Source organism: Arthrobacter sp. Leaf69, from assembly GCF_001422645.1.
In the GTDB taxonomy this organism is placed as follows: Bacteria; Actinomycetota; Actinomycetes; order Actinomycetales; family Micrococcaceae; genus Arthrobacter.
Genome location: NZ_LMLR01000010.1, coordinates 768,707 through 791,471, shown reverse-complemented (window position 1 = coordinate 791,471; position 22,765 = coordinate 768,707). Strand labels below are relative to the sequence as shown.

The window sequence follows — 22,765 nt, the reverse complement described above, 5'->3', positions numbered from 1 at the left end:
TGTGGCTACTCGTCCCGGGTCTTTCCACGAACCTTCTGCTGCCGCACACTTAAGCCAGCGGCGGCCGAGACCTTCCTGATCCATCCGCGACAATGTCGTCACACAAAGGAACTCCATGAGCCAGACACTCCCGTCTACGACGCCGGGCACTGACGCACCGGCCGGGACGCCGAAGAAGGCAGCCCTCGCCAGTTTCCTGGGCAGCGCCGTCGAGTACTACGACTTCTTCATCTTCGGATCAGCCGCCGCACTGATCTTCCCCACGGTCTTCTTCCCCGACGCCGGCGCCAATGCGGCGATCATGTCCTTCGCGACCTTCGGATTCGCCTACGTCGCCCGGCCGATCGGCGCCGTTATCCTGGGGCACTTCGGTGACCGGGTGGGCCGCCGCAAGGTCCTTATGTTCACACTCCTGCTGATGGGAGCCTCAACGTTCATGATCGGCTGCCTGCCGGACTTCAACACCATCGGCTGGTGGGCTCCGGCCCTGCTGGTGCTGGCGCGGCTCTGCCAGGGCCTTTCCGCGGCCGGCGAGCAGGCGGGCGCCTCGTCCATGACACTGGAACACGCCCCGGATAACCGTCGCGCCTTCTTCACCTCCTGGACCCTGACCGGCACCCAGGGCGGCCAGATCCTCGCGGCCCTCGTCTTCATCCCCGTCCTGGCCCTGCCGGACGAGATCAAGTACGGCATCGGCTGGCGCATCCCGTTCTGGCTCAGCGCCGTCGTGGTGATTGTTGCGTTCTTCATCCGCCGCACCCTGCACGAGCCGCCCGCGTTCGAGGAAGCCCAGAAGAACGCGCAGATCTCCAAGCTTCCCGTCGCAGACCTGCTCAAGCACCACTGGCGCGATGTCCTCCGCGTCGTCGCATGCGCCTTCATCGCCGCTGTCTCCACCGTGTTCGGCACGCTGGCCATCGCCTACGCCAAGAACGTCGCCGGCGTGGACGGCACCACCACCCTCTGGCTGGTCGTCGGCGCGAACTTCCTGGCCCTCGGCACCCAGCCGCTCTTCGGCATGCTCGCGGACCGGATCGGCCGCAAGCCGGTCTTCATCTACGGCGCCGTCGCCAGCGCCGTCCTGACGCCGGTGTTCCTGCTCAGCCTCGAGTCCGGCAGTGTCCCGCTGATGTTCCTGGCCGCCATCGGCTTCTTCTCCTTCGGCTACGCGGCCGCCAACTCTGTCTGGCCCGCGTTCTACGCCGAAATGTTCACCACCAAGGTCCGCTTCTCCGGCCTGGCCATCGGCACCCAGCTCGGCTTCCTGATGGCAGGCTTCGCCCCGGCGATCGTCGCCGCCATGGGAGGCACCAAGCCCGGCGGCTGGGTCCAGATCAGCATCTTCACCGCCGTCATCTGCCTGATCTCGGCCGTCTCGGCCCTGACCGCCAAGGAATCCTTCAAGATTCCCACCAAGGAGCTCGGCGTCAAGTAGCGCGCTCAGCGTTCCTGCCCGGTTGCTTCGGGCCGCACCCCCGGAAGCCCGGCGTGTTCCTCAGGACACGCCGGGTTTTTCCGTGTCCCCGGAGTGCGGTGCAAAAGCAACCGGGCGGGAGCGTCGGGAGCCGTCTCCGCAAACGGGGCGCCGACCAGATGCGCCGGATCAGTCCCCGCCGGTACCCAGCACCACGGCCAGATCGAACTTGACCGGCTCCTCGAGCTGTTCGTAAGTGCACGAACGCGGGTCCCGGTCCGGGCGCCACCGCACAAACTGCGTCGTGTGGCGGAACCGCTCGCCTTCCATGTGGTCGTACTTCACCTCCACCACACGCTCCGGCCGGAGCGGAGTGAAGGTGAGGTCCTTGCTCCCGCTCCACCGGCTGCCCTCGGCGTTGCGCGGAGTACGGGTCCCGGCCTCTTGCCGGCCCCAGTCCCAGGGGTGGTCCTCGAAACTGGTCACCAGTGGCTGAAGTTCCTCGAAAAGTTCCTTGCGGCGCTGCAGCGGGAAGGCCCCCACCACGCCCACGCTGGCGAGTCTTCCGGCGTCGTCGTAAAGTCCCAGCAGCAGCGAACCGACCCGGTCCGGGCCGGACGTGTGCACCCGGTACCCGGCGAGAACGCAGTCGGCTGTGCGTGCATGCTTGATCTTGAACATGGAGCGCTTGTCCGGCAGGTATGGCCCGTCCAGCGGTTTGGCGACGATCCCGTCGAGCCCGGCTCCCTCGAACTGGTGGAACCATTCCCCGGCGGTTCCCCTGTCCCGGGTCGCGGCGGTGAGGTGGATCGGCGCCGCGCTCCCGGCGAGCACGCGTTCCAGGGCCCCGCGCCGCTCGGCGAAGGGACGGCCGGTGAGGTCCTCGTCGTCGAGCGCCAGCAGATCGAACGCGACAAAGCTCGCCGGCGTCTGCTCGGCCAGCAGCCGGACCCGGCTCGCGGCCGGGTGGATCCGCTGTTGCAGGGTGTCGAAGTCGAGCCGGTCACCGGAGGCCCCGACCATAATGATCTCGCCGTCGAGCACGCAGCGCGGCGGGAGGTTTGCCTTCAGCGCCTCGACCAGTTCGGGGAAGTAGCGGGTCAGGGGCTTGCCGTTGCGGCTGCCGATCTCCACGTCCCCGCCGTCGCGGAAGATGATGGACCGGAACCCGTCCCACTTCGGCTCGAACATCATCGCGCCCTCGGGCAGGGACGGCACAGACTTGGCAAGCATGGGCGCGACCGGGGGCATCAGGGGCAGTTGCATAGGCCCCATTGTGGTCCCGCCTGACGCCGCCCGCCAGAGGCCGGCCGGGCTGGATTTCCTCGACAACCCGCCGGGGCGACGGTAGACATGAACAATGGCTACCCTCGGTTTCCACGCTTCCCATGAACAGATCAGCCCCGGCCGGCTCCTCAAGGACGTGCAGCTGGCCGAGCAGGCGGGTTTCGACGCCGCCATGTGCTCCGACCACATCGAGCCCTGGTCCGCCCGGCAGGGGCATTCGGGCTTTGCCTGGTCCTGGCTGGGGGCAGCCCTGGCCACCACCAAGCTGCGCCTTGGTGTGGTCACGGCGCCCGGCCAGCGCTACCACCCGGCCATCATCGCGCACGCGTCGGCCACCCTGGCGGACATGTTCCCCGGCCGGTTCTGGCTGGCGCCGGGCAGCGGCGAGTACATGAACGAGCACGTCACCGGCGAGGTCTGGCCGGACAAGGCGACCCGGCAGCAGCGGCTCGAGGAAGCCGTCCAGATCATCCGCGAACTCCATGACGGCCAGGAAGTGACCCGGGACGGCCTGGTCACCGTCCATCAGGCCAGGATCTGGGATGTGCCGGAAATCAAGCCGCCGCTCATCGCCCCGGCCGTCAGCGTGGAAACCGCTCGGCGCGGGGCGGCCTGGGCGGACGGGCTCGTGACGGTCAACCAGCCGCACGCGAAATTGAGGGACATGCTCGCTGCCTACCGCGACGCCGGCGGCCGGGGCAAGGCCGTGCTGCAGGTGCACCTGTCGTGGGCGCCGACGGAACAGGAGGCCGTTGCGGTGGCCCTGGACCAGTGGCGCAGCAACGTCTTCGCCCCGCCCATCCCCTGGGACCTCCCGACGGCGGCCCACTTCGACGGCGTCAGTGCCGACGTCGGCGAGGAACAGGTCCGCAAGGTGGTGAACATCTCCGCGGACACCGGGCAGCACGCGCAGTGGCTCTCCGAATATCTCGAACTGGGCTTCGATGAGCTGTACCTGCACTTCGTCGGGCAGGAGCAGGCGCCGTTCATCCATACTTTCGCGGAACACGTGCTCCCGCAGCTTCGCGCGTCCGGGAGCCCGCGGCAGGACCGGGAGGTGCTGCTGTGAGAATCGCCAAGACCTCGGACCTGTGGTGGAAAAACGCCGTCATCTATTGCCTGGACCCGGAGACATTCTTCGACGGCGACGGCGACGGCACCGGCGATTTCGGCGGCCTGATCCAGCGTGTGGACTACCTCGCGGCCCTGGGCGTGACGTGCATCTGGCTCATGCCCTTCTACCCCACCCCGGACAAGGACGACGGCTACGACGTCACTGATCTGTACGGCGTGGACCGGCGGCTGGGCAATTTGGGCGACGTGGTGGAGTTCATCCGGACCGCGAAAGACCGGGGGATGCGCGTGATCGCGGACTTTGTCCTCAACCACACCTCGGACAAGCACCCCTGGTTCGTGGAGTCCCGCAAGTCGGTGGACAACCCGTTCCGCGATTACTACGTCTGGCGCAAGGACACGCCCCCGGACACGTCGGAGCAGGTGGTGTTCCCCGGCGAGGAGACGTCCATCTGGACCCAGGACAAGGCCACCGGTGAGTGGTACCTGCACATGTTCGCCAAGCACCAGCCGGACCTCAATGTGGCAAATCCGAAGGTGCGGGACGAGATCGCCAAGTCCATGGGGTTCTGGCTGCAGCTGGGACTGGACGGCTTCCGCCTCGACGCGGTCCCGTTTTTCCTGGAGCTGCAGGGCACGTCCAAGGAAGGTTCGGCGCAGGTCGATCCGCACGACTACCTCAGCGCGCTCCGCAGCTTCCTCAACCGCCGCAACGGCAGCGGCCTGCTGCTGGGCGAGGTCAATGTGCCCTACAAGGAGCAGCTGAAGTACTTCGGCGGCGCGGCCGGGAACGAGCTGAACATGCAGTTCGACTTCCTGTCCATGCAGAACCTGTACTTGTCCCTCGCCCGGGAGGACGCCCGGCCACTGGCCAAGTCACTCAGCGCCCGCCCGAAGATCCATCCGGACAACCAGTGGGCCATGTTTGTCCGCAACCACGACGAACTGACCCTGGACAAGCTCAGCGACGCCGAGCGCGAGGAGGTTTTTGCCGTGTTCGGGCCGGACGAGGACATGCAGATGTACGGCCGCGGCCTGCGCCGCCGGCTGCCCACCATGCTCGACGGCGACCCCGCCCGGATCCGTATGGTGTACTCGCTTATGTTTGCGCTGCCCGGAACCCCGGTGCTCTTCTACGGCGAGGAAATCGGCATGGGAGAGGACCTCTCGGCGAAAGGCCGTTCGGCCGTGCGTTCCCCCATGCAATGGAATGACACCGAGAACGGCGGATTCTCGACCGCCGCCCCAAAGGACCTCGTGGCGCAGGTGGTGGACGGCTACTTCGGGCCGAAGACCGTCAACGCCGCCGCGGCGAAGCGTGACCCGGAGTCGCTGTGGAACTTCATGGCCACCCTGATCCAGCGCTACCGGGAAAGCCCCGAGCTGGGGTGGGGCGACTTCGAACTCATCAAACAGCCCGCCTCGAAGGTGCTTCTGCACCGGTGTTCCTGGGGCGGATCCACGGTGGTCCTGGCCCACAATTTCGGGGCGGAACCGGCCTCGGTGGCGGCGAATGTCGGCCCGGCCGGGGACCCGGAGTCCGGTTTCGAGGGCGCGTACCTGCGGGACCTTTTGGACGGCCAGGACATCGGCCTGGCGGACGACGGCGGATTCGAGCTGGAGCTGGGCCGGTACGGATACCGGTGGTTCCGGATCCAGCGCCCGGGCGAACGCCACATCCCCTGAGCCGCCGGGCCGCAAGGCACCGGGTCCCTTAAATCTCCCCGCCGGGCCCTGACGCCGGCAACTCCCCCGGCGTCGAACGCTTACGCACGTCTTACCGGGCCGAAACGCGGCGGCAACATTGGCGCAGGACACTGGAAGTGCCGGCAAGAGCAGGCACCACTCTCCAGTCCAGGAGGCCCCGCCATGTTGAAGGAAGCCAACGCCCATGTAACCCGTATCCGTGCCCTGGATCAGCTGCACCGCGGCGACGAGATCGAGGCGCGGCTGAAAGTCGGCCCGAATTACGACGACGTCGTGATCCGCCGCGGCAGCGTCCAGGAAACCGCGCCAGGAATCGGCGTCGTGTGGATCATGGACCGGCAGTCCGGCACGCGGAAAGCCATCAACACGGACGAGTGCAGCCTCTGGCGGGTCGCCTGAGGCTGCTAGCCGCCCGCGACGGACTGGATGATCAGGACCTCCCCGCCGGGGGAAACCTCCGTGGCCAGGCCCTGCAGGCGGCGGATCTCATTCCCGTTGACGTATATATTCACGTAGCGTCGGATCGCCCCGGTCTCATCCCGCAACCGCCTCGACAGCGCCGGGTACTCCCCGGTCACCTCGTCCAGGACACCCTCCACCGTCACCGCTGTGTCGGCGGGCGCAGTCAGGAAGGACTGCCCGCCGGCCAGCGGCTGGAGCACACTGGGCAACACCACACTAATTCCGGGCACGCGACTCAGGCGCCCGCCGCGGATGCGGACACCGCTGATCCGGACAAAGCGGCGCCTGGCAAAGCGGCGCCGGACACGGCGGAGGCACGAACGCACAGCACGTCCGGCAGGTGCGAGGCCACCTCGGCGAAGTGCTCACCCTCGTCGGCGCTGGCGTAGACGCTGCCGCCGCGGGTGCCAAAGTACACGCCGGCCGGCTCTGCCGTGTCAACGCAGGCGGCGTCCCGAAGCACGGAATTGAATTCCTTTTCGGGCAGCCCGGCGTCCAGGCGCTTCCAGGTCGCCCCGGCGTCGTCGGTCCGGTGGACCGCGAGTCTGCCCTCCGGGGGAATCCGTTCGCCGTCGGCCTTGAGCGGGATCACCCAGGCGGTACCGGCCCGCCCGGGGTGCGTGAGCATCACGAAACCGAAGTCCGCCGGAAGGCCATCCGCGATGGATTCCCAGTTCTCGGCGTCGTCGTCACTGCGGTAGACGCCGTGGTGGTTCTGCGCGTAGAGCCGGCCGTCGACGGCGGAATCGGCCGCGATCTTGTGCACGCACTGGCCGAATTCCGGGTTGGGATCGGGCATAAAGTAGGCCGAGATTCCCTTGTTGCGCGGCTCCCAGGAGCTCCCGCCGTCCAGCGAACGGTAGACACCGCCGGTACTCATCGCGACGTGGACCTTCTCTCCGGTGTGGTCGACGACGATCGAGTGCGCCGCGGCGCCGCCGTAACCGGCACCCCATTCGCCGCGGTGGGGGTGGTCCCAGAGCCCGCGGTTGAGCTCGAAGTGTTCACCGCCGTCGGTGGACTTCCAGACCGAGATCGGCTCGCAGCCGGCCCAGACGACGCCGGGACGGGACTCGGCGTCGGGATGGATCTGCCAGACCCGCTCCAGGGCCGCGTCGGTGCCCTCAGGGAAGCGGATGGCGCCCTGTTCGGGCTCGTTCCACGTTTCGCCCAGGTCATCGGAGTGGAAAACGGTGGGTCCCCAGTGCTCGGAGCGGACTCCGACAAGGATCCGGGTCCGGCCGTCTCGGGTGTCAATGCCGATGCTGGGGACTTCGCTCATCAGGAAATGCGGGCCGGAGAGGGACCAGTCTTTGCGGTCCGGGCTCGTCGCCAGCCAGAGACCTTTTTTGGTGCCGATCGCCAGGACATAACTTTCTGCGGTAGCCATGCCCCCCATGCAACCACCCTGCGAAGATGGCCGCAATGGTTTTTCGGCGCCGGAATGGGTCCGTTTTTGTCAGTCTACGAATTCGGACTGCGTCTCGATGAAGTCCCAGTCGGCGTCGGTCAGGACCCCGGAAACGTCATCCGGGTGGGGTCCGCCGGCTTCGGCAATCCCCTGCAGCACGGGCAACGGCAACTCTGCGGCGCGCAGGTTTTCCCGCAGCCACTCCTTGCTCGCCAGATCCAGATCCAGCCACCACATGAAGATTTCCACGGCGGTCACCCTTTCCTCAGTTCTTAAACCGTAGGCCCCGCATCGGAGGTGTTCAAGAGCCGCGCGACTCTGGCGGCCTACAGGTCAGAGAGCACGCCCGCGGTCCGCTCGAGCGCGCCGGGAACCAGGGAGTAGTAAGCCCAGGTGCCCCGCTTTTCGCGGCGCAGCAGGCCGGCGTCGACGAGGATCTTGAGGTGGTGGGAAACCGTCGGCTGACCGAGGTCCAGCGGCTCGGTGAGGTCGCAGACGCAGGCCTCTCCGCCGTCGGACGCCTTGACGATGGACAGCAGCCGCAAGCGGTTTGGATCGGCAAGGGCCTTGAAGAGCTGGGCCTTGCCCTGCGCCTCCTCGGCACCCAGCACGGGCAACCCGGACGAGGTGCAGCACGCATCGGCCGCCGCTGGCTCAACAATCTGGAGTGCTGTCATACATCCATTATGCACTCATATTGACAGGCGTCGATATAGCGGGAGATACTCGGCATATCGACAACTATCAATATTTGGAAGGGGACACAATGGCTGTGAGCACGAATCTTCCCGTCGCCGTCATCGGAGCAGGCCCGATCGGCCTCGCCGCGGCGGCCCACCTCCTGGAGCGCGGCATCGAGCCGCTGATCTTTGAGGCCGGCCCGGCGGCGGGCGCCGCGATCGAACAGTGGCGCCACATCCGCCTCTTCTCGCCCTGGCGGTTCAACGTCGACGCTGCTGCCACCAGGCTCCTGGCCGCGTCCGGCTGGGAGGCACCGCGCCCCACGGCGTTGCCCTTCGGCGGCGATCTCGTTGATTCCTACCTGGCGCCCCTCGCCGCGCTGCCGGCCATCGCCACCCGGTTGCACACCGGTGCCCGCGTCGTGGAGGTGACGCGGCTCGGGATGGACAAGACCCACAGCCGCGGCCGCGACACAACGCCGTTCCTGCTCAGGGTCGAACACGCGGCAGGCGAAGTCCACGAGTACCGGGCCGCGGGCGTCATTGATGCCTCCGGCACCTGGGACACCCGCAATCCGCTCGGCACCTCCGGGCTGCCGGCCGCGGGTGAAGCGGCCGCCGCGGAGCGGATTTCCGGCGCGCTCCCGGATGTCCTGGGCCGCGAGCGTGCCCGGTTCGCCGGACAACGGGTCCTGGTGGTCGGCGCGGGACACTCCGCGGCCAACACGCTGATCAACCTTGCAGACCTGGCGACGCAGGAGGCGGACACGAAAATCCTCTGGGCCGTGCGGGGCGCCTCCCCCGAGAAAGTCTACGGCGGCGGCGACGCCGACGGCCTCCCCGCGCGCGGGCAGCTGGGCAGCCGGCTCCGCCGCCTGGTCGAGGCCGGCACCGTGGAGCTGCACACCGGATTCGGGATCACCGCCCTCACAGCGTCGTCCGCGGGCGTCACTGTCAGCTCCGCCGACGGCAGCACCCTCGAGGCCGACGTCGTTGTGCCCTGCACCGGCTTCCGCCCGGACCTGGACATCCTGCGGGAACTCCGGCTGGAACTGGATCCGGCCGTCGAGGCCCCGCGTGAACTTGGCCCGCTGATCGACCCGGAGTTCCACTCCTGCGGCACCGTTGCGCCGCACGGCGCCAGGTTGCTGGCCCACCCGGACAAGGATTTCTACATCGTGGGGATGAAATCCTACGGCCGGGCGCCCACCTTCCTGCTGGCCACCGGCTACGAGCAGGTACGCTCCGTCGCGGCCGCCCTGGCCGGAGACCGCGAGGCCGCGGACACCGTCCTGCTGGAACTTCCGGAGACCGGCGTCTGCTCCTCCGATGCCGGCACCAGCTGCGACATCCCGGCTGTTTCCGCCGATCCTGTCTTGGAGACGGCGGGAGGCTGCTGCGGCACGCCCGAGCCCGTGCTGGTGGGGTTCCCCACCGGGCTGGCCCACGGCCGCTCCGCGGGCTGAGCTTGGCCGCCCCCGGGACGCCGCGGCGGCCTGCCGCCGCCGGGATCGCCGGAGCTGTGTCCCGCGTCGGAGCGACGTCCCTCGACCGGCCGTCGGGGGCGCACAGGGCCGATTCCGCTTCACTGGCGCGCGGCAAGACCGGGAAGTAAGGCCCTGTTCCTGGCGCAGGACGGGATCCACAATTGAGTATGTCCGCCGAACGCCCGAGTGGTCCGCCGCCCCTTGTGGTCGGCGTGCTCCCGGGACAGAGCCCCGAAGTGCTGCAGACTGCCGCTTCGTTGGCCTCGAAACTCTCCGTCCAGCTGATCTGCGCCCACGTGGATGAGGCAAGTTATCTCGTGGAGTGGGATCCCGCGCGGTCCGCCCACCGGCTCTCACTGCACCCTGAGACGGACAGCGCCGAAATCCGGGCAGTGACACAGGAGTTGCGGAACGGCATCGGCTTAGCCTGCGATGCCCTTGGGGTCCAGTGGACCCTACGGACTTTGGCCGGGGATCCGGCCCGGGCGCTGGGCAGGCTGGCGGCCGAAGTCGGCGCCGCGATGATCATCGTGGGCACACCCGAACCCGGCCTGGGTCACCGGATCTCCGCTGCCCTCAACGGTTCGGTGGCCGCGTGGCTCAGCCACCATCAGGACCATCCAATCCTCATCGTTCCGATCAGGGCCGCGATCCACCACCGGACCAAGCGGGCGCCTGACATGACGCCCGACCCAGCGTGACCGACCCGCTGGACCGCGAGGCCGTTGCTGACGCCTACCGGCGCAACTGCATGGACGTGGAGACCACCCTGGCGCTCATGTCGCCCGAAGAGCTCCACCGCCGCAGCGCGGGCACCCGATGGACCAACGAGGAGCTGCTCTACCACATGGTGTTCGGCTACATCGTGGTGCTGGCACTGCTTCCGCTGGTGCGGATCTTCGGACGGCTGCCTGATTCCGTCAACCGGGGTTTCGCCGGGCTGCTGAATGCCGGGACCGTACCGTTCGACATCATCAACGACTGGGGATCCAAGGGAGGCGCACGAATCTTCAACCGCCGGCGGATGGCCGCCAAGTTGCGCCGGGTGACCTCGGCGCTGGAACGGCGCCTGCGGCGGGAAACGGAGGCCGGACTGGCATGCCGGATGCACTTCCCGACCCGCTGGGACCCGTTCTTCAAGGAGAGCATGACCCTCGCGGACGTCTACACGTACCCGGTGGCGCACTTCGACTTCCATGCGACCCAGCTGTCCTGGAACGTCGGGCCGGAGGCGCCGCAGGCCGCCCGAAAATAAAGCGAAAGTACTTATTCGGGGTGCTTCCTTTCCCTGCCTACCGCCAAGTAAGCTTTAATCAGTAGGCGCGAACGATGGGGCGCCTGCCCAAAGACTGCTCCGGAGTGCGTATCCCCCAATAACGCACTCCGGAGCTTTTTTGTGTCCCGGCGTCCCCGCCGCACCGGACGCCAATACCCCCATGGGGTACTTGCTACATACCCCCTCGGGGTATATGTTGTCCTTATGAACGAACCCGTTGCCCCAGTCCCCGCCATGGACGGTGCCGATGCCGCACCGCATCAGCAGCACGGCTACTCCGCCAACAAGGAGGCGTACCTCCTGCGGCTGAAACGGATCGAGGGCCAGGTGCGCGGCATCGCCCGGATGGTCGATGAGGACAAGTACTGCATCGACATCCTCACCCAGGTCGCAGCTGTCACCAAGGCCCTGCACGCCGTCAGCCTCGGCCTGGTGGAGGAGCACATCGGCCACTGCGTTGTCGGGGCCGCGGCCGAACCGGACGCGGCGCTTCGGGCTGAGGCCATCGACTTCAAGGTCAAGGAGGCCACCGATGCCATCGGGCGCCTGCTGCGGTAGCGGCAACACCACTCACCACACCATCGGGCTGATGAACCAGCCGTCCACTCACCAGGAGCCAGCCATGAGCACCGTTTCCACCACCGTCAACGTTTCCGGCATGACCTGCGGCCACTGTGTGTCCTCCGTCAGCGAGGAGCTCGAAGCCCTCGCCGGGGTCGAGAAGGTCGACGTCGACCTCAACTCCGGCGGCATTTCCACCGTCACCATTATCTCGGCCGGAGCCCTGTCCACCTCCGAGATCGGCGAAGCCGTTGCCGAAGCAGGCTATCTGGTGGTGGCCAACGAGGCCTGATCACCCGCCGCACGTCCACGCAACACCACAACAGACAGGGAAACACGGTGAGTAGAGAGCAGCTTCTGGACCAGCCCGGAACCCGGGTGATCGAGCTCGACATCGACGGCATGACCTGCGCCTCGTGCGTCAGCCGCGTCGAACGCAAGCTCGGGAAGCTCGACGGCGTCACCGCTTCCGTCAACCTGCCCCTGGAGTCGGCCCGAGTCACAGTCCCCGCAGGAATCACGGACAGCCAGATCACCGCCACGGTGGAGGCAGCAGGCTACAAGGCCACAGTTCGCGTCCCCAAGGTCACACTGGAACCCGCCGAGCACGCGGAGCATGTCGCCGGTGGCGTCGCTTCAGGCGACCACCCGCCGTCCGCCGCCGCAGCCAAGCTCCGCCCGCGCCTGATCGTCGCGGCCATCCTCACTGTCCCGGTGTTCCTGATTTCGATGTTTCCGGCGTTCCAGTTCCCGAACTGGGGCTGGGCCGCCGGAATCCTGGCCCTGCCCGTGGTCACCTGGGCGGCGTGGCCCTTCCACCGGGCAGCCGCCATCAACGCCCGCCATTTCTCGTCCACCATGGACACGCTCGTCTCCATCGGCGTGACCTCGGCCTATGTCTTCTCGGCCTGGCAGCTCTTCGCGGACCCGCGGATGACGGACCACCCGGCGGGGATGGAGGGCATGGATTCCGGCGGGTTGTACTTCGAGGTCGCCGCGGTGGTCACCACCTTCCTGCTGCTGGGCCGATACCTGGAGGCCAATGCCAAGAAGAAGGCCGGCGACGCCCTCAAGGCCCTGCTGAACCTCGGCGCCAAGGATGCCACCATCCTTCGGGACGGCCGGGAGCAGCAGCTGCCGGCCGACCGGCTGGCCGTGGGCGACCTCATTGTGGTCCGCCCAGGCGAGAAAATCGCGACGGACGGCATCGTCGTCGAAGGCTCCTCCGCTGTCGATGCCTCGCTGGTCACGGGCGAATCCGTGCCCGTGGAAGTCGGCCCGGACAGCCCGGTCACCGGCGCCACCATCAACACCTCCGGCCGCCTGCTGGTCCGGGCCACGCGTGTCGGCGCCGAAACCACACTGGCCCAGATGGGCCGGCTGGTATCCCAGGCCCAGTCCGGCAAGGCGCCGATCGCCCGCCTCGCGGACCGCATCAGCTCCGTATTTGTACCGGTGGTCCTGGCCATCGCCGCAGCGACTTTCGGCGGCTGGCTGCTGGCGGCCGGACCGGCGGTCAGCAACGCCGACCTTCGTGCCGCGTTCACGGCCGCTGTCGCCGTGCTGGTCATCGCCTGCCCCTGCGCCTTGGGCCTGGCCACCCCGGTGGGGCTGCTCACCGGAACCGGCCGGGGCGCGCAGCTGGGCATCCTGATAAGGGGCCCGCAGGTCCTCGAGGATACCCGGACCGTTGACACCATCCTGCTGGACAAGACCGGCACCGTGACCACGGGCCACCTCGCCGTCGACGGCACCGCGGCGTTCGGGACCGCCACCCCGGCGGAGGTCCTGCGGCTGGCCGGAGCGGTGGAGGACGCCTCCGAACACCCGATCGCCCGCGCCGTGGCCGCCGCCGCACGCCTGGCAGAACGCGGACACGACCGCTCCGGCGCGGACGCCGGTGTGCTGCCCGCCGTCGTCAACTTCCGCTCCGCGCCCGGCGGCGGCGTCCAGGGAACCGTCGGAGGCCGGATCATCACAGCCGGCCGCACGGGGTGGCTGCAGGAGAACGGCATAGACCCGGATGCCGCGCAGCTGGCGGCGTTCAGCTGCGCCGAAGACTCCGGGGCCACCGCGATCTGGGTTGCCGTGGACGGGGAGCCCGCCGGAATCATCAGCCTGCGCGACACGGTCAAGCCGGGCTCCGCGGCCGCGATCTCACGGCTCCGCGGGCTCGGCCTCCGGCCGATCCTCCTGACCGGGGACAACGCCGCGGTGACCGCGCAGGTGGCCGCCGCCGTCGGGATCGCTCCGGAGGACGTGTTCGCCGGGGTACTGCCGGACGGCAAGGTCGAGGCCGTGCGGAAACTGCAGGCCGCCGGCGCCACGGTGGCCATGGCCGGTGACGGCGTCAACGACGCGGCGGCGCTGGCGCAGGCAGACCTTGGCATCGCGATGGGATCCGGCACCGATGTGGCCATCGAGGCGGCCGACCTGACGGTTATGGGCAACGATCTCGGCCAGGTCGCGCAGGCGATCGAACTGTCCCGCCGGACGCTGGCGACCATCAAGACGAACCTCTTCTGGGCCTTCTTCTACAACGCGGTGGGGATCCCGGTGGCAGCCCTGGGCATGCTCAACCCGATGATCGCGGGCGCGGCGATGGCGGCCAGCTCCGTGCTGGTGGTGGCCAACTCGCTCCGGCTGCGCAGCTTCGGCAAGTAGTCGCCCTTCGGAGGGACGCCTCTCAGGCCGCGCCGTAGCGGACAGCTGCCCTGGCTTTCGCCTTCGCGGCTTCCTCCTCGCGGTCCTTGGCCGGGGCGTGCGTCACCAGGGAGTCGAGCAGGTGCTGCGTCACGTGGGCAATCTCGTGCACAGCCCGGTTGAAGGCCTCTTCGTTGGCCTTGGACGGCTTGGTGCTGCCGCTGATCTTGCGCACGTATTGCAGCGCCGCCGCTTCCACCTCTGCGGTGGTGGCGTGCGGTTCAAAATTATGGAGGGTCCGGATGTTTCGGCACATATCTCCATGCTAGGGGGCCTTGCGTCCGGGATCGAGGGCATGGGGAGGGCTGCCCATCGACAGTTTTTCGGCCGGCAGGATAGTTTGGGGGCACTGGATCTTCCGGAGCAGCCGGAATCCGAGGGGACGCCGGCAGTGCCGGGTCCGCTGCTATCACTTGAGGAGATTTTTCGAATGGCTATTTGGGGTGCAGACATTGCTCAGCTCAAGACTCTTGGGACGAAGCTGCAGGCCGGTTCGTCCGAGATCGACAAGCAGAAGTCGCTGCTGACCAAGGTGCTTGAGGGCACCGACTGGAAGGGCCCGGACGCCGACAAGTTCCGCAGCGAGTGGAACGGCCAGCACGTTGCCGCCCTGGCGAAGGTTTCCCAGGCACTGCAGGAGGCCGGCAAGCAGGCCAGCCGCAACGCCACCGAGCAGGAAAGCGCTTNGGAACGGCCAGCACGTTGCCGCCCTGGCGAAGGTTTCCCAGGCACTGCAGGAGGCCGGCAAGCAGGCCAGCCGCAACGCCACCGAGCAGGAAAGCGCTTCCCGCTAGGCAGGAAGCCCGCAGACATCGAACCGGCCCGGACGCAGCAGCGTCCGGGCCGGTTCGTGTCAGCTCCCCTTTTACGGCACGGGTTCGACGTCGTTCGCATGGTCGAGCGCTGACGGCACCGCGTTCGCACCGGCGCCGGTCCGCGTCCGGAGCTCGTCCAGCCGGACCAGCACAACGCCGCCGACAATCAGCAGCCCGCCCAGAAGCTGGATGGGTCCGGGCAGTTCACCCAGCAGCAGCCACGCCCAGATGACGGCGAACAGCACTTCGGTCAGCGAGACAAAGGACGCCACCTTGGAACCGAGGGCCCGCGCAGCCACAATCCCCGAGACGTAGGCCAGCACGGTGGCCAGCAGCACCAGTCCGCCGAGGGCCACCCACCAGGGGGTGACCCAGGGACCCAGGCGGGTGTCGGCGGTGCTGAAGGCCATCGGCAGCAGGCCGGTCGCGGCGGCGAGCCACATGGTGACGGCGCCGACCATCAGCCCGCCGGAGGCAAGGACGATCGGCGGGAGGGTGTCGTTTTCCTTGGCCGTGATGAAGAAATAGATAGCCAGGCAGACTGCGGCCGCGATCCCCCACAGCACACCGATGACGTCGATCTTCACGGCTCCCGTGAGGTCCAGGACCAGGACCAGTCCGCCGAGGGACAGCAGGGTTCCGGCGATGGTCAGAGGCCGCGGGCGCCGGCGGCTGGCGGCCCAGAGCCACAGCACGATGAGCACCGGAGCGAGATATTCCAGGAGCAGGGCCACCCCTACAGACAGCCTGGCCACGGCGTTGAAGTAGAACAGCTGGCAGGCTGCGACGCCGATGAAGCCGAAGAGGAGGACCGTGAGCCAGTTGTCCCTGAGCTGGTGCCAGCGCCCTCGCAGTGCCGGAATGGCGGGAACCGCCAGGATGAGCGCGGCGCCGGTGAGTCGGGCCGTAACGGCCGCCCCGGGGGTCCAGCCGGTCTCCAGCAGCGCCTTGGCAAAGGACCCCGAGAGTCCGAAGACGGCCGAGGAAAACAGGGCAACCCCGAGGCCGGACGCCAGAAAACCGGGTGCCGCGCCGGGCTTGCCGGGACCACGTTTTCCGGGGGCGTGCATTCCGGAAGCGATCTTGGCCGGGGCTTCGGCGGTGCGGCGTGCGGCAGACACGGGCTGCCTCCTGTCAGGAGTAAAGTAGGGTTATGCTCATGACAGTACGCCACGCCGACGTAAGGAGTCAAGATGCCTTTTGCCCCTGACACAGAGGTGGCGCTGCGGTCCGTGGTCAACCTGATCAACTCCGCGGCCAACGGGGACGAACAGCTGGCCACGGAGCTGGACCTGGACCGGTTCCTCGAAGCGGAGGGATTCACCGGCTCGCGGACCCGGGACGCGGCCGAGCTGGCCAGCGTGCACCGTCTCCGCGCCGAGCTCGCCGCCCTGTGGCTCGCGGATGAATCCGCCGCGGTGGACACAGTGAACAGGCTGCTGAGGCAGGCACGGGCACTCCCCCAGCTGGTCAAACATGATCAGTGGGACTGGCATCTGCACGCCACCACGCCGGAAGCGCCGCTGGCGGACCGGATGAGCACCGAAGCCGCGATGGCCCTGGTGGACGTCATCCGCAGCAAGGAGATGGACCGCATGCTGGTGTGCGCCGCGGACGACTGCGACGCCGTCGTGCTGGACCTCAGCCGGAACCGCTCCAAGCGCTACTGCGACACGGGCAACTGCGCCAACCGCGCGCACGTGGCAGCGTACCGGGCCCGGAAAGCCGCGTCCTGAGCGGAAGACTCTAGCTGCGGTCGCCGGGGGCGTCCGGGGCGCCGGCTTCCGGCCGGGTGGCCGGGTGGCCACCGTGGCCGGAGTTCCGCGAGCTCAGGTTGACGCCGGAGCCCTTGCCGAGATGTTCAGCGTTGGGCTTGTGGCCCATCGACAGCATGGCGAGTACCACCAGAATCACGATGAAGGCGATGCCCGCGGCAATGAAGGCCAGATCAAAGCGGGGTGTCTTGGCCGTGCCGCCGGAGGCGAAAATGAGGGTGGCAACGAAAGCCACCACAGCCCAGAAAGCGGAGAACATCAGTGGGCCCTTGACCGAGGTCCGCAGGTTGCGCGGTTCTCCAGATTTCTGCTGTGCCAAGGTGCTTTCCTCCTGCAGCCGACGCCGCCAGGCGTGGCCGTTGTGTTCCCGCAATCGTTCTACGCAAGGTAGAACCTGTCTCTACTAGTTTACGGCCTCCGCGGAATCGGCCCGCGCATCATGCCGCAAGGTCAGCCCCGCCAGCGTCCAGAGCACGCCGCTGATGATGGCACCGCCGCCCGCGACGCCAAGCAGCGCGTGCGGACCGAGGTCGATGAAGAACGGCAGCAGGCCAGCAGTGCCCAGCCCCACGGCGCCGGAGGCCATCCAGTCACGGGCCAGCACGGACCGGCCGCGGTGGGTGATGCCGAGGTAGAGCTCTGCAGCGCCGGCGAGGCCAAGGCCCACGGCTGCCAGCACTCCGAAGACCAGACTGCTCGGAAGGAGGCCGACGGCGGCGCCGGTTCCGGTCAGCACGGCGCCAGCGGCGGAAAGCATCTTGCTGGCTGGCGACCCGGGCCGGAGGCCGGTCTTGTTCACGCTCCAGAGCAGCACCACGCCGGTGGCAAGCAGGTAGAGGCCGCCGGCCCAGCCCATGCCCTCCGCGGATGGCGCCGCCCAGAACACTGTCACGGCGCCGAAGCCGAGCGCGACGGCGGCCCGGACCAGCACCGGCTTCCAAAGATCGGCCGCGGCGGGCAGGGCGGCGGAGGCGTCAGGGGCTGCGTGGAGAGTCACCGGTCCAGTTTAGTGCGAAGCCGCCCGCGTGCGCGCCGGTGCTCAGTGCGAGCCGAGCACCATCCACCGGTCCGTCCGGGCGCGGAGGCCCAGCGTGACGGCCCGGGCCGTCATATATCCCAGGGAGAACGCCGCCCACAACCAGAGCAGGCCCGCACCGCCGCCGGCACCGGACTGTCCCACGGCCAGCAGCAGCGGCAGATACACGGCGAGGTTCACGACGCCGGCAATCGCCAGGTACTTGGCATCCCCCGCACCAATCAGCACGCCGTCCAAGACAAAGACATAGCCGGCAATCGGCTGCCCGGCCGCGAGCACCCACAAGGCCAGCGTGAGCGCAGCCTGGACGCCGGCGTCGGACGTGAAGAGCCGCCCCGCCCACGGTGCCGCGACCGCCAGCAGGAGTCCTGTGATCGCACCAAAGCCGAGGCCCCAGCGGACCATGGTTCCGGTGAGCTCCCGCGCCCCGGACGGGCGGGAGGCACCGAGTTCCTTGCCGATCAGCGCCTGGGCGGCAATCGCGAGGGCATCGAGGGCGAACGCCAGGAACGTGAAGACCGTCATAGCGAGCTGGTGGGCGGCCAGGTTGACCGGCCCTTGGGTCGTGACCACCACCACCGTGGCGAGAATCGCAATGCGCAGGCTGAGCGTCCGCAGCATCAGCCACGAGCCCAATTTGCTCAGGGACCGGACGCCGCGCCAGTCCGGCAGCAGGGCCACTCCGTGGCGGCGGGCATTGCGCCCGACCATCACCACGTAGACCAGCGCCATGGCCCATTGGGCGATGCTGGTGCCGATCGCCGAGCCGGCGACGGACCACTGCAGCCCGTAGACCAGGAAGAGGTTCAGCGCGACGTTCAGGGTGAAGCCGGCGGCCGCTACAAGGAGCGGCGTGCGTGTGTCCTGCAGGCCGCGCAGCACGCCGGTGCCCGCGAAGATGAGCAGCATCGCGACGAGTCCGGGCATCGACCAGCGCAGGTAGTCCACGGCGAAGGCCCGCACCTCGGCGCTGGCACCCATGAGGTCGACGAGTGGTTCGGCAGCCAGGAAGCCGGCGGTCGCCAGGACCACGCCGAGCAGCAGGGCCAGCCAGACGCCGTCCCGCCCGGCCGCGAGGGCCCTGGGCAGCTGGCCGTTGCCGATCGCCCGCGCCACGGCGGGAGTGGTGGAGTAAGCGAGGAATACCATCAGCCCCACCACCGTGTGGAGTACCGCCGACGCCAACCCGACACCCGCGAGCTGCGCGACCCCGAGATGCCCGACAATCGCCGCATCCGCGAGCAGGAACAGCGGTTCGGCGATTAGCGCACCGAAAGCGGGCACCGCCAGACGCAGGATCTCCCGCCGGCGGCCTGCCGCAGACGGGAGCGTGGCGGGAGTGGGGGCGGAAACGGACACGAAACCACCCTAACGGCACGGCGAGCGTCGTACGGCTTCGCATTAGTTGACTTTTCAAGTAAGTGCCGGAACACTAGAAGTTGAATCTTCAACTAAATCCGTGGCGGTCTCCAGCTGCCACTCTTCCTGCGTCAGAACGGCACCCCCATGAACCAGCCCACACTCACCACCTCGGCCCGCACGATCCTGCGTATCGTCACGGGATTCCTTTTCGCCGCGCACGGCTGGCAGAAATTCAATGAGTTCACGATTGCCGGCACGCAGGCCGCGTTCGCCCAGATGGGCGTCCCCGCCGCCAACGTCGCCGCCCCGGTGATCGCCACCCTCGAACTCGTCGGCGGCGTCGCACTGATCGTCGGCGTGCTCACCCGCGTGTTCGCTGCCCTGCTCGCGGTGAACATGCTCGGCGCCCTGTTCCTGGTCCATGCCCCGGCCGGCATTTTTGCTGCAACGGGCGGCTACGAACTCGTGCTGATCCTGGCTGCCGCCGCCCTGGCCCTGACCTTCGTCGGTGCGGGCAAGGTCTCCGTGGACAGGGCCCTCTTCGGCCGCAGCGGATCCAAGCTGAGCGTCCTGGCCTAAGGGAGTCCCCGGCGCCTTGCGGCGCACGGCGGCGGGCGGTCACCTCCGGGTGGCCGCCCGCCGTTGTACCTGCCCGGTACGGTATGCCGCGACGGCGCGCCGCTTATGGCGTTCCGGTGCGCGATTGTGTCCCCCTCCGCGCCGCAAACCCGGCCGGTCAGTAAACTTTGACCATGAGTGACAACGCCGCCAACTCCGTGACCCTGCGCTTCCTTGCAGCCCCCACCGACGTCGGCCACAGCGGTTCGGTTGATGCTGGCACGGTCCTCGAATGGGTGGACAAGGCTGCCTACGCCGCCGCGGTGGGCTGGGCCAAGTCCTATTGCGTGACGGCCTACGTGGGGAACATCCACTTCGCGGATCCGGTCAACAGCGGGGACATGGTTGAAGTGGAAGCGACGATTGTCTACACGGGCCGGTCCTCCATGCACATCCGGACCGTGTTGTCCTCGGGCGATCCGAAGGGCGGCGCGGCCACGATGCGCAGCCAGTGCATGGTGATTTTCGTGGCTGTGGGCGAGGACGGCAAGCCGATCCCCGTGCCGCAGTTTGTGCCCGTGACGCCTGATGAAATCGAACAGCGCGACCATGCCCTGGCGCGGATCAAAGTCCGCGAAGACATCGTCCAGGCGATGAGCGGACAGGAATACACCGGCGCCGGGACCGCCGAGAATGTGGTCCTGCGCTTTGTGGCCGCACCCACCGATGTGAACTGGGGCGGCAAGGTGCACGGCGGCATCGTCATGAAATGGATCGACGAAGCAGCCTACGTCTGCGCCTCCCGGTACTGCGGGATGGACACGGTGGCCGTCTTTTCCGGTGGAGTGCGCTTCTACCGGCCGCTGCTGATCGGCCACGTGGTGGAAGTGGAAGCGCGGCTGGTCTACACCGGGACGAAGGGCATGCACATCGCTGTCCATGTCCGCTCGGGAGACCCCAAGGGACGCGAACTGGAGCTCACCACCTACTGCTTGACCGTGATGGTGGCACGCGACGAGCACGGCACGTCCGTCCCGATCCCGCAATGGGTGCCGGTGTCCGAGGAGGACAAGCGGCTGCACGCCCATGCCCGCGAACTGCTGGAGATCCGGGGCCGGGCACCGGGAAACCGGCTGCCCAACCACCTGCTGGGGCCGGCGGCGCCTGGGCCGGGCAGCTAGAAGCCGCCGCCCCCGGCGTCGGCAGCCATGTTGGCGAACCGCGAGTAGTGGCCCTGGAAGGCGACCACAATGTCCTTCGTGGGGCCGTTACGGTGCTTGGCGATCAGGATGTCCGCCTCGCCGGCACGCGGCGATTCCTTGTCGTAGACGTCCTCGCGGTGCAGCAGGATGACCATGTCGGCATCCTGCTCAATGGAACCGGATTCACGCAGGTCCGAGACCATGGGCCGCTTGTCCTGGCGCTGCTCGGAGCCACGGTTCAGCTGTGACAGGGCAATGACGGGGACCTGCAGTTCCTTGGCCAGCAGCTTCAGCGCACGGGAGAACTCGGAGACTTCCTGCTGGCGGGACTCCACCTTCTTGCCGGAGCTCATCAGCTGGAGGTAGTCCAGGATGACGAGCTTGAGATCATGCTGCTGCTTCAGCCGGCGGCACTTGGCCCGGATTTCCATCAGGGACATGTTGGGGCTGTCGTCGATGAAGAGCGGGGCCTCATTCATCCGGCCCATCGTGGTGGCGATCTTGGACCACTGCTCATCCTTGATGGTGCCTTTGCGCAGGTCCTGGAGGCCGATCGTGGCCTCGGCGGACAGCAGGCGCATCGCGATCTCGTTCCGGCCCATTTCGAGTGAGAACATCACGGTGGCGAGGTTGTTCTTGATGGCCGCCGAGCGGGCGAAGTCCAGGGCGAAGGTGGACTTACCGACGGCGGGGCGGGCCGCGATGACGATCATCTGGCCGGGGTGCAGGCCATGCGTGAGCTCATCGAGTTCGTAGAAGCCCGTGGGAACGCCGGTCATTCCCTCCTCGCGGTGGCCGGACGCTTCGATTTCGTCCACGGTGGACTCCATCACGTCCTTGAGGACAACGTAGTCCTCTGCGGTGCGGCGCTCCGCCACGGCATAGATCTCCGCCTGGGCCTGGTTGACCAGGTCTTCAACCTCGCCGTCCTGGCCGTAGCCGAGTTGGACGATCTTGGTGCCGGCATTGACCAGGCGGCGCAACACCGCGCGCTCACCCACGATTTCGGCGTAGTAGCCGGCGTTGGCGGCCGTGGGAACGGTCTGGATGAGCTCGTGAAGGTAGGCGGGGCCGCCCACCCGGTTGATCTCGCCCCGCTTGGTCAGTTCATCCGACACGGTCACGGCGTCGGCAGGTTCACCGCGGCCGTAGAGGTCGATGATCGCTTCGTAGATCGTCTCGTGCGCAGGACGGTAGAAGTCGACGCCCCGCAGGATCTCGACGACGTCGGCAATGGCGTCCTTGGACAGCATCATGCCGCCCAGGACGGACTGTTCGGCGGGAATGTCCTGCGGCGGCTTGCGGCTGCCCTCGGCTCCCCGGGTCCCCTCGACTGAGTCCAGATGCGTAACTGACAAAACTGCCGTCCTCCATTGTGTGCCGCGGCGAAAATCCGTGCGCCGGCGACGGGTGTCCTCCGGGCCTTGGTGCCCGGCAGCGTCGACGCCGGCGTGGGCCCGACGGTTAAGTAGTATCAGCCGGCTCCGACACTTTGCCGCCCTCCGGCTCTGCCGGTTTTCCACAGCCCGGGGTCCGGCCCCCAACGGGCCGGTTGGAAAGAACGCGTCGTGCAGCCGGCACCGGATTTCGGTATCCAAGGCTCGATATCCAGCAACGGTATCGCCCGATCCGGCAGTCACCAACCCGACTGGCCGCCACCCCTGTGGATAAGCTGTGCACTACTGCCCCCTGCTTGTGCACAGCCTGTGTGAACAGCTGTGGATAGAAAAAATGTTGCGGCCGCCATTCGGCCCTGACCTGCGGAAACACCGTGTTCACCGTGTGGACACAAAAGAATGTTCGCTGCCGCTCATCCACAGACCCAGGTCTGTGGCTGGGGATACCGGGCGGCATATGAGGCCACACATGACCGGAAATATGCACATTAAGTGATGGTCCTCACGGAGATTCCGCCGGAGGGTGTCGTGGGCGGCAAAGGCCGGTTCCCGGCGGCG

The 22,765-nt window shown here is 67.8% G+C and carries 24 protein-coding genes; 13 read left to right on the top strand and 11 right to left on the bottom strand.

Going from position 1 to position 22,765, the window contains the following annotated elements:
- The first annotated feature begins 115 nt into the window (after positions 1 to 115).
- Entirely contained in the window at positions 116 to 1,435 is a 1,320-nt protein-coding gene (locus ASE96_RS08955) for an MFS transporter (protein WP_056428921.1), read from the top strand.
- Between the two features lie 168 nt (positions 1,436 to 1,603).
- On the opposite strand, the gene ASE96_RS08950 is transcribed toward ASE96_RS08955, so the two are convergent.
- The gene (locus ASE96_RS08950) at positions 1,604 to 2,680 is read right to left on the bottom strand and encodes an ATP-dependent DNA ligase (RefSeq protein ID WP_056428919.1); all 1,077 of its coding nucleotides are present in this window, start codon (positions 2,678 to 2,680) and stop codon (positions 1,604 to 1,606) included.
- 94 nt (positions 2,681 to 2,774) lie between these two features.
- Between ASE96_RS08950 and ASE96_RS08945 the strand changes: the two genes are divergently transcribed.
- The 3 genes from ASE96_RS08945 (at position 2,775) to ASE96_RS08935 (ending at position 5,881) form a co-directional block, all read left to right on the top strand.
- Positions 2,775 to 3,770 carry a TIGR03885 family FMN-dependent LLM class oxidoreductase gene (locus ASE96_RS08945; protein WP_056428915.1) on the top strand — a complete coding sequence of 332 codons (996 nt, stop codon included), beginning with the start codon at positions 2,775 to 2,777 and terminating at the stop codon, positions 3,768 to 3,770.
- Positions 3,767 to 5,461 (top strand): alpha-amylase family protein, encoded by a 1,695-nt coding sequence (locus ASE96_RS08940; RefSeq protein ID WP_056428914.1) that lies wholly within the window; start codon positions 3,767 to 3,769, stop codon positions 5,459 to 5,461. Before ASE96_RS08945 ends, ASE96_RS08940 begins: the two co-directional genes overlap by 4 nt.
- A gap of 183 nt (positions 5,462 to 5,644) precedes the next feature.
- Positions 5,645 to 5,881 carry a hypothetical protein gene (locus tag ASE96_RS08935; protein ID WP_056428911.1) on the top strand — a complete coding sequence of 79 codons (237 nt, stop codon included), beginning with the start codon at positions 5,645 to 5,647 and terminating at the stop codon, positions 5,879 to 5,881.
- Positions 5,882 to 5,886: 5 nt separating this feature from the next.
- Here ASE96_RS08935 and ASE96_RS08930 read toward each other — a convergent pair whose 3' ends face one another.
- The 4 genes from ASE96_RS08930 to ASE96_RS08915 all read right to left on the bottom strand — a co-directional run bounded on the left by ASE96_RS08930 (position 5,887) and on the right by ASE96_RS08915 (position 8,032).
- A complete protein-coding gene (locus ASE96_RS08930) occupies positions 5,887 to 6,174 on the bottom strand; it encodes a MoaD/ThiS family protein (protein WP_056428908.1) in 288 nt (95 codons plus the stop codon).
- Positions 6,175 to 6,179: 5 nt separating this feature from the next.
- On the bottom strand, positions 6,180 to 7,343 hold the full coding sequence (locus tag ASE96_RS08925) for a WD40/YVTN/BNR-like repeat-containing protein (RefSeq protein WP_056428906.1): 1,164 nt from the start codon (positions 7,341 to 7,343) through the stop codon (positions 6,180 to 6,182).
- Between the two features lie 60 nt (positions 7,344 to 7,403).
- A complete protein-coding gene (locus tag ASE96_RS08920) occupies positions 7,404 to 7,604 on the bottom strand; it encodes a hypothetical protein (protein ID WP_056429305.1) in 201 nt (66 codons plus the stop codon).
- A 77-nt stretch (positions 7,605 to 7,681) separates the two neighbouring features.
- Positions 7,682 to 8,032, bottom strand: coding sequence for an ArsR/SmtB family transcription factor (locus ASE96_RS08915; RefSeq protein ID WP_056428903.1), 351 nt, complete (start codon positions 8,030 to 8,032; stop codon positions 7,682 to 7,684).
- A gap of 89 nt (positions 8,033 to 8,121) precedes the next feature.
- Here ASE96_RS08915 and ASE96_RS08910 point away from each other — a divergent pair, with 89 nt between their 5' ends.
- The 6 genes from ASE96_RS08910 to ASE96_RS08885 all read left to right on the top strand — a co-directional run bounded on the left by ASE96_RS08910 (position 8,122) and on the right by ASE96_RS08885 (position 14,023).
- Positions 8,122 to 9,501, top strand: a complete 1,380-nt coding sequence (locus ASE96_RS08910; RefSeq protein WP_056428900.1) for an NAD(P)-binding domain-containing protein — start codon at positions 8,122 to 8,124, stop codon at positions 9,499 to 9,501.
- A 188-nt stretch (positions 9,502 to 9,689) separates the two neighbouring features.
- Positions 9,690 to 10,223, top strand: coding sequence for a universal stress protein (locus tag ASE96_RS08905; protein ID WP_056428897.1), 534 nt, complete (start codon positions 9,690 to 9,692; stop codon positions 10,221 to 10,223).
- A complete protein-coding gene (locus tag ASE96_RS08900) occupies positions 10,220 to 10,777 on the top strand; it encodes a DinB family protein (RefSeq protein WP_235500178.1) in 558 nt (185 codons plus the stop codon). Before ASE96_RS08905 ends, ASE96_RS08900 begins: the two co-directional genes overlap by 4 nt.
- Positions 10,778 to 11,002: 225 nt before the next feature.
- Positions 11,003 to 11,356 (top strand): metal-sensitive transcriptional regulator, encoded by a 354-nt coding sequence (locus tag ASE96_RS08895; RefSeq protein ID WP_056428895.1) that lies wholly within the window; start codon positions 11,003 to 11,005, stop codon positions 11,354 to 11,356.
- Positions 11,357 to 11,420: 64 nt separating this feature from the next.
- The gene (locus ASE96_RS08890; RefSeq protein WP_056428892.1) at positions 11,421 to 11,651 is read left to right on the top strand and encodes a heavy-metal-associated domain-containing protein; all 231 of its coding nucleotides are present in this window, start codon (positions 11,421 to 11,423) and stop codon (positions 11,649 to 11,651) included.
- Positions 11,652 to 11,761: 110 nt separating this feature from the next.
- On the top strand, positions 11,762 to 14,023 hold the full coding sequence (locus ASE96_RS08885) for a heavy metal translocating P-type ATPase (protein ID WP_442853892.1): 2,262 nt from the start codon (positions 11,762 to 11,764) through the stop codon (positions 14,021 to 14,023).
- Between the two features lie 22 nt (positions 14,024 to 14,045).
- Here the strand turns inward: ASE96_RS08885 and ASE96_RS08880 are convergent, their stop codons facing one another.
- Both ASE96_RS08880 and ASE96_RS08870 read right to left on the bottom strand, forming a co-directional pair.
- The gene (locus tag ASE96_RS08880) at positions 14,046 to 14,318 is read right to left on the bottom strand and encodes a DUF2277 domain-containing protein (protein ID WP_056428885.1); all 273 of its coding nucleotides are present in this window, start codon (positions 14,316 to 14,318) and stop codon (positions 14,046 to 14,048) included.
- A gap of 609 nt (positions 14,319 to 14,927) precedes the next feature.
- A complete protein-coding gene (locus ASE96_RS08870) occupies positions 14,928 to 15,947 on the bottom strand; it encodes an EamA family transporter (RefSeq protein ID WP_056429302.1) in 1,020 nt (339 codons plus the stop codon).
- A gap of 123 nt (positions 15,948 to 16,070) precedes the next feature.
- On the opposite strand from ASE96_RS08870, the gene ASE96_RS08865 reads away from it, so the two are divergent.
- Complete coding sequence (locus ASE96_RS08865) at positions 16,071 to 16,613, top strand: CGNR zinc finger domain-containing protein (protein WP_056428882.1); 543 nt, start codon at positions 16,071 to 16,073, stop codon at positions 16,611 to 16,613.
- A gap of 10 nt (positions 16,614 to 16,623) precedes the next feature.
- Here ASE96_RS08865 and ASE96_RS08860 read toward each other — a convergent pair whose 3' ends face one another.
- The 3 genes from ASE96_RS08860 to ASE96_RS08850 form a co-directional block, all read right to left on the bottom strand.
- Positions 16,624 to 16,971, bottom strand: a complete 348-nt coding sequence (locus ASE96_RS08860) for a hypothetical protein (protein ID WP_056428880.1) — start codon at positions 16,969 to 16,971, stop codon at positions 16,624 to 16,626.
- A gap of 84 nt (positions 16,972 to 17,055) precedes the next feature.
- Positions 17,056 to 17,649, bottom strand: coding sequence for a hypothetical protein (locus ASE96_RS08855; protein WP_056428878.1), 594 nt, complete (start codon positions 17,647 to 17,649; stop codon positions 17,056 to 17,058).
- 42 nt (positions 17,650 to 17,691) lie between these two features.
- Entirely contained in the window at positions 17,692 to 19,047 is a 1,356-nt protein-coding gene (locus ASE96_RS08850; RefSeq protein WP_056428872.1) for an MATE family efflux transporter, read from the bottom strand.
- Between the two features lie 147 nt (positions 19,048 to 19,194).
- Between ASE96_RS08850 and ASE96_RS08845 the strand changes: the two genes are divergently transcribed.
- The gene (locus ASE96_RS08845; protein WP_056428869.1) at positions 19,195 to 19,629 is read left to right on the top strand and encodes a DoxX family protein; all 435 of its coding nucleotides are present in this window, start codon (positions 19,195 to 19,197) and stop codon (positions 19,627 to 19,629) included.
- Positions 19,630 to 19,802: 173 nt separating this feature from the next.
- A complete protein-coding gene (locus ASE96_RS08840) occupies positions 19,803 to 20,789 on the top strand; it encodes an acyl-CoA thioesterase (RefSeq protein ID WP_056428866.1) in 987 nt (328 codons plus the stop codon).
- Here the strand turns inward: ASE96_RS08840 and dnaB are convergent.
- Entirely contained in the window at positions 20,786 to 22,168 is a 1,383-nt protein-coding gene (gene dnaB / locus ASE96_RS08835; protein ID WP_056428865.1) for a replicative DNA helicase, read from the bottom strand. The genes ASE96_RS08840 and dnaB overlap by 4 nt on opposite strands.
- Between the last annotated feature and the right edge of the window lie 597 nt (positions 22,169 to 22,765).

Excerpts from the sequence above, each read along its gene's own strand:
- ASE96_RS08955 (WP_056428921.1), top strand. The coding sequence starts at position 116 with ATGAGCCAGACACTCCCGTCTACGACGCCGGGCACTGACGCACCGGCC.
- ASE96_RS08950 (WP_056428919.1), bottom strand. The coding sequence starts at position 2,680 with ATGCAACTGCCCCTGATGCCCCCGGTCGCGCCCATGCTTGCCAAGTCT.
- ASE96_RS08945 (WP_056428915.1), top strand. The coding sequence starts at position 2,775 with ATGGCTACCCTCGGTTTCCACGCTTCCCATGAACAGATCAGCCCCGGC.
- ASE96_RS08935 (WP_056428911.1), top strand. The coding sequence starts at position 5,645 with ATGTTGAAGGAAGCCAACGCCCATGTAACCCGTATCCGTGCCCTGGAT.
- ASE96_RS08925 (WP_056428906.1), bottom strand. The coding sequence starts at position 7,343 with ATGGGGGGCATGGCTACCGCAGAAAGTTATGTCCTGGCGATCGGCACC.
- ASE96_RS08915 (WP_056428903.1), bottom strand. The coding sequence starts at position 8,032 with ATGACAGCACTCCAGATTGTTGAGCCAGCGGCGGCCGATGCGTGCTGC.
- ASE96_RS08910 (WP_056428900.1), top strand. The coding sequence starts at position 8,122 with ATGGCTGTGAGCACGAATCTTCCCGTCGCCGTCATCGGAGCAGGCCCG.
- ASE96_RS08905 (WP_056428897.1), top strand. The coding sequence starts at position 9,690 with ATGTCCGCCGAACGCCCGAGTGGTCCGCCGCCCCTTGTGGTCGGCGTG.
- ASE96_RS08895 (WP_056428895.1), top strand. The coding sequence starts at position 11,003 with ATGAACGAACCCGTTGCCCCAGTCCCCGCCATGGACGGTGCCGATGCC.
- ASE96_RS08890 (WP_056428892.1), top strand. The coding sequence starts at position 11,421 with ATGAGCACCGTTTCCACCACCGTCAACGTTTCCGGCATGACCTGCGGC.
- ASE96_RS08885 (WP_442853892.1), top strand. The coding sequence starts at position 11,762 with ATGACCTGCGCCTCGTGCGTCAGCCGCGTCGAACGCAAGCTCGGGAAG.
- ASE96_RS08880 (WP_056428885.1), bottom strand. The coding sequence starts at position 14,318 with ATGTGCCGAAACATCCGGACCCTCCATAATTTTGAACCGCACGCCACC.
- ASE96_RS08870 (WP_056429302.1), bottom strand. The coding sequence starts at position 15,947 with ATGCACGCCCCCGGAAAACGTGGTCCCGGCAAGCCCGGCGCGGCACCC.
- ASE96_RS08865 (WP_056428882.1), top strand. The coding sequence starts at position 16,071 with ATGCCTTTTGCCCCTGACACAGAGGTGGCGCTGCGGTCCGTGGTCAAC.
- ASE96_RS08845 (WP_056428869.1), top strand. The coding sequence starts at position 19,195 with ATGAACCAGCCCACACTCACCACCTCGGCCCGCACGATCCTGCGTATC.
- ASE96_RS08840 (WP_056428866.1), top strand. The coding sequence starts at position 19,803 with ATGAGTGACAACGCCGCCAACTCCGTGACCCTGCGCTTCCTTGCAGCC.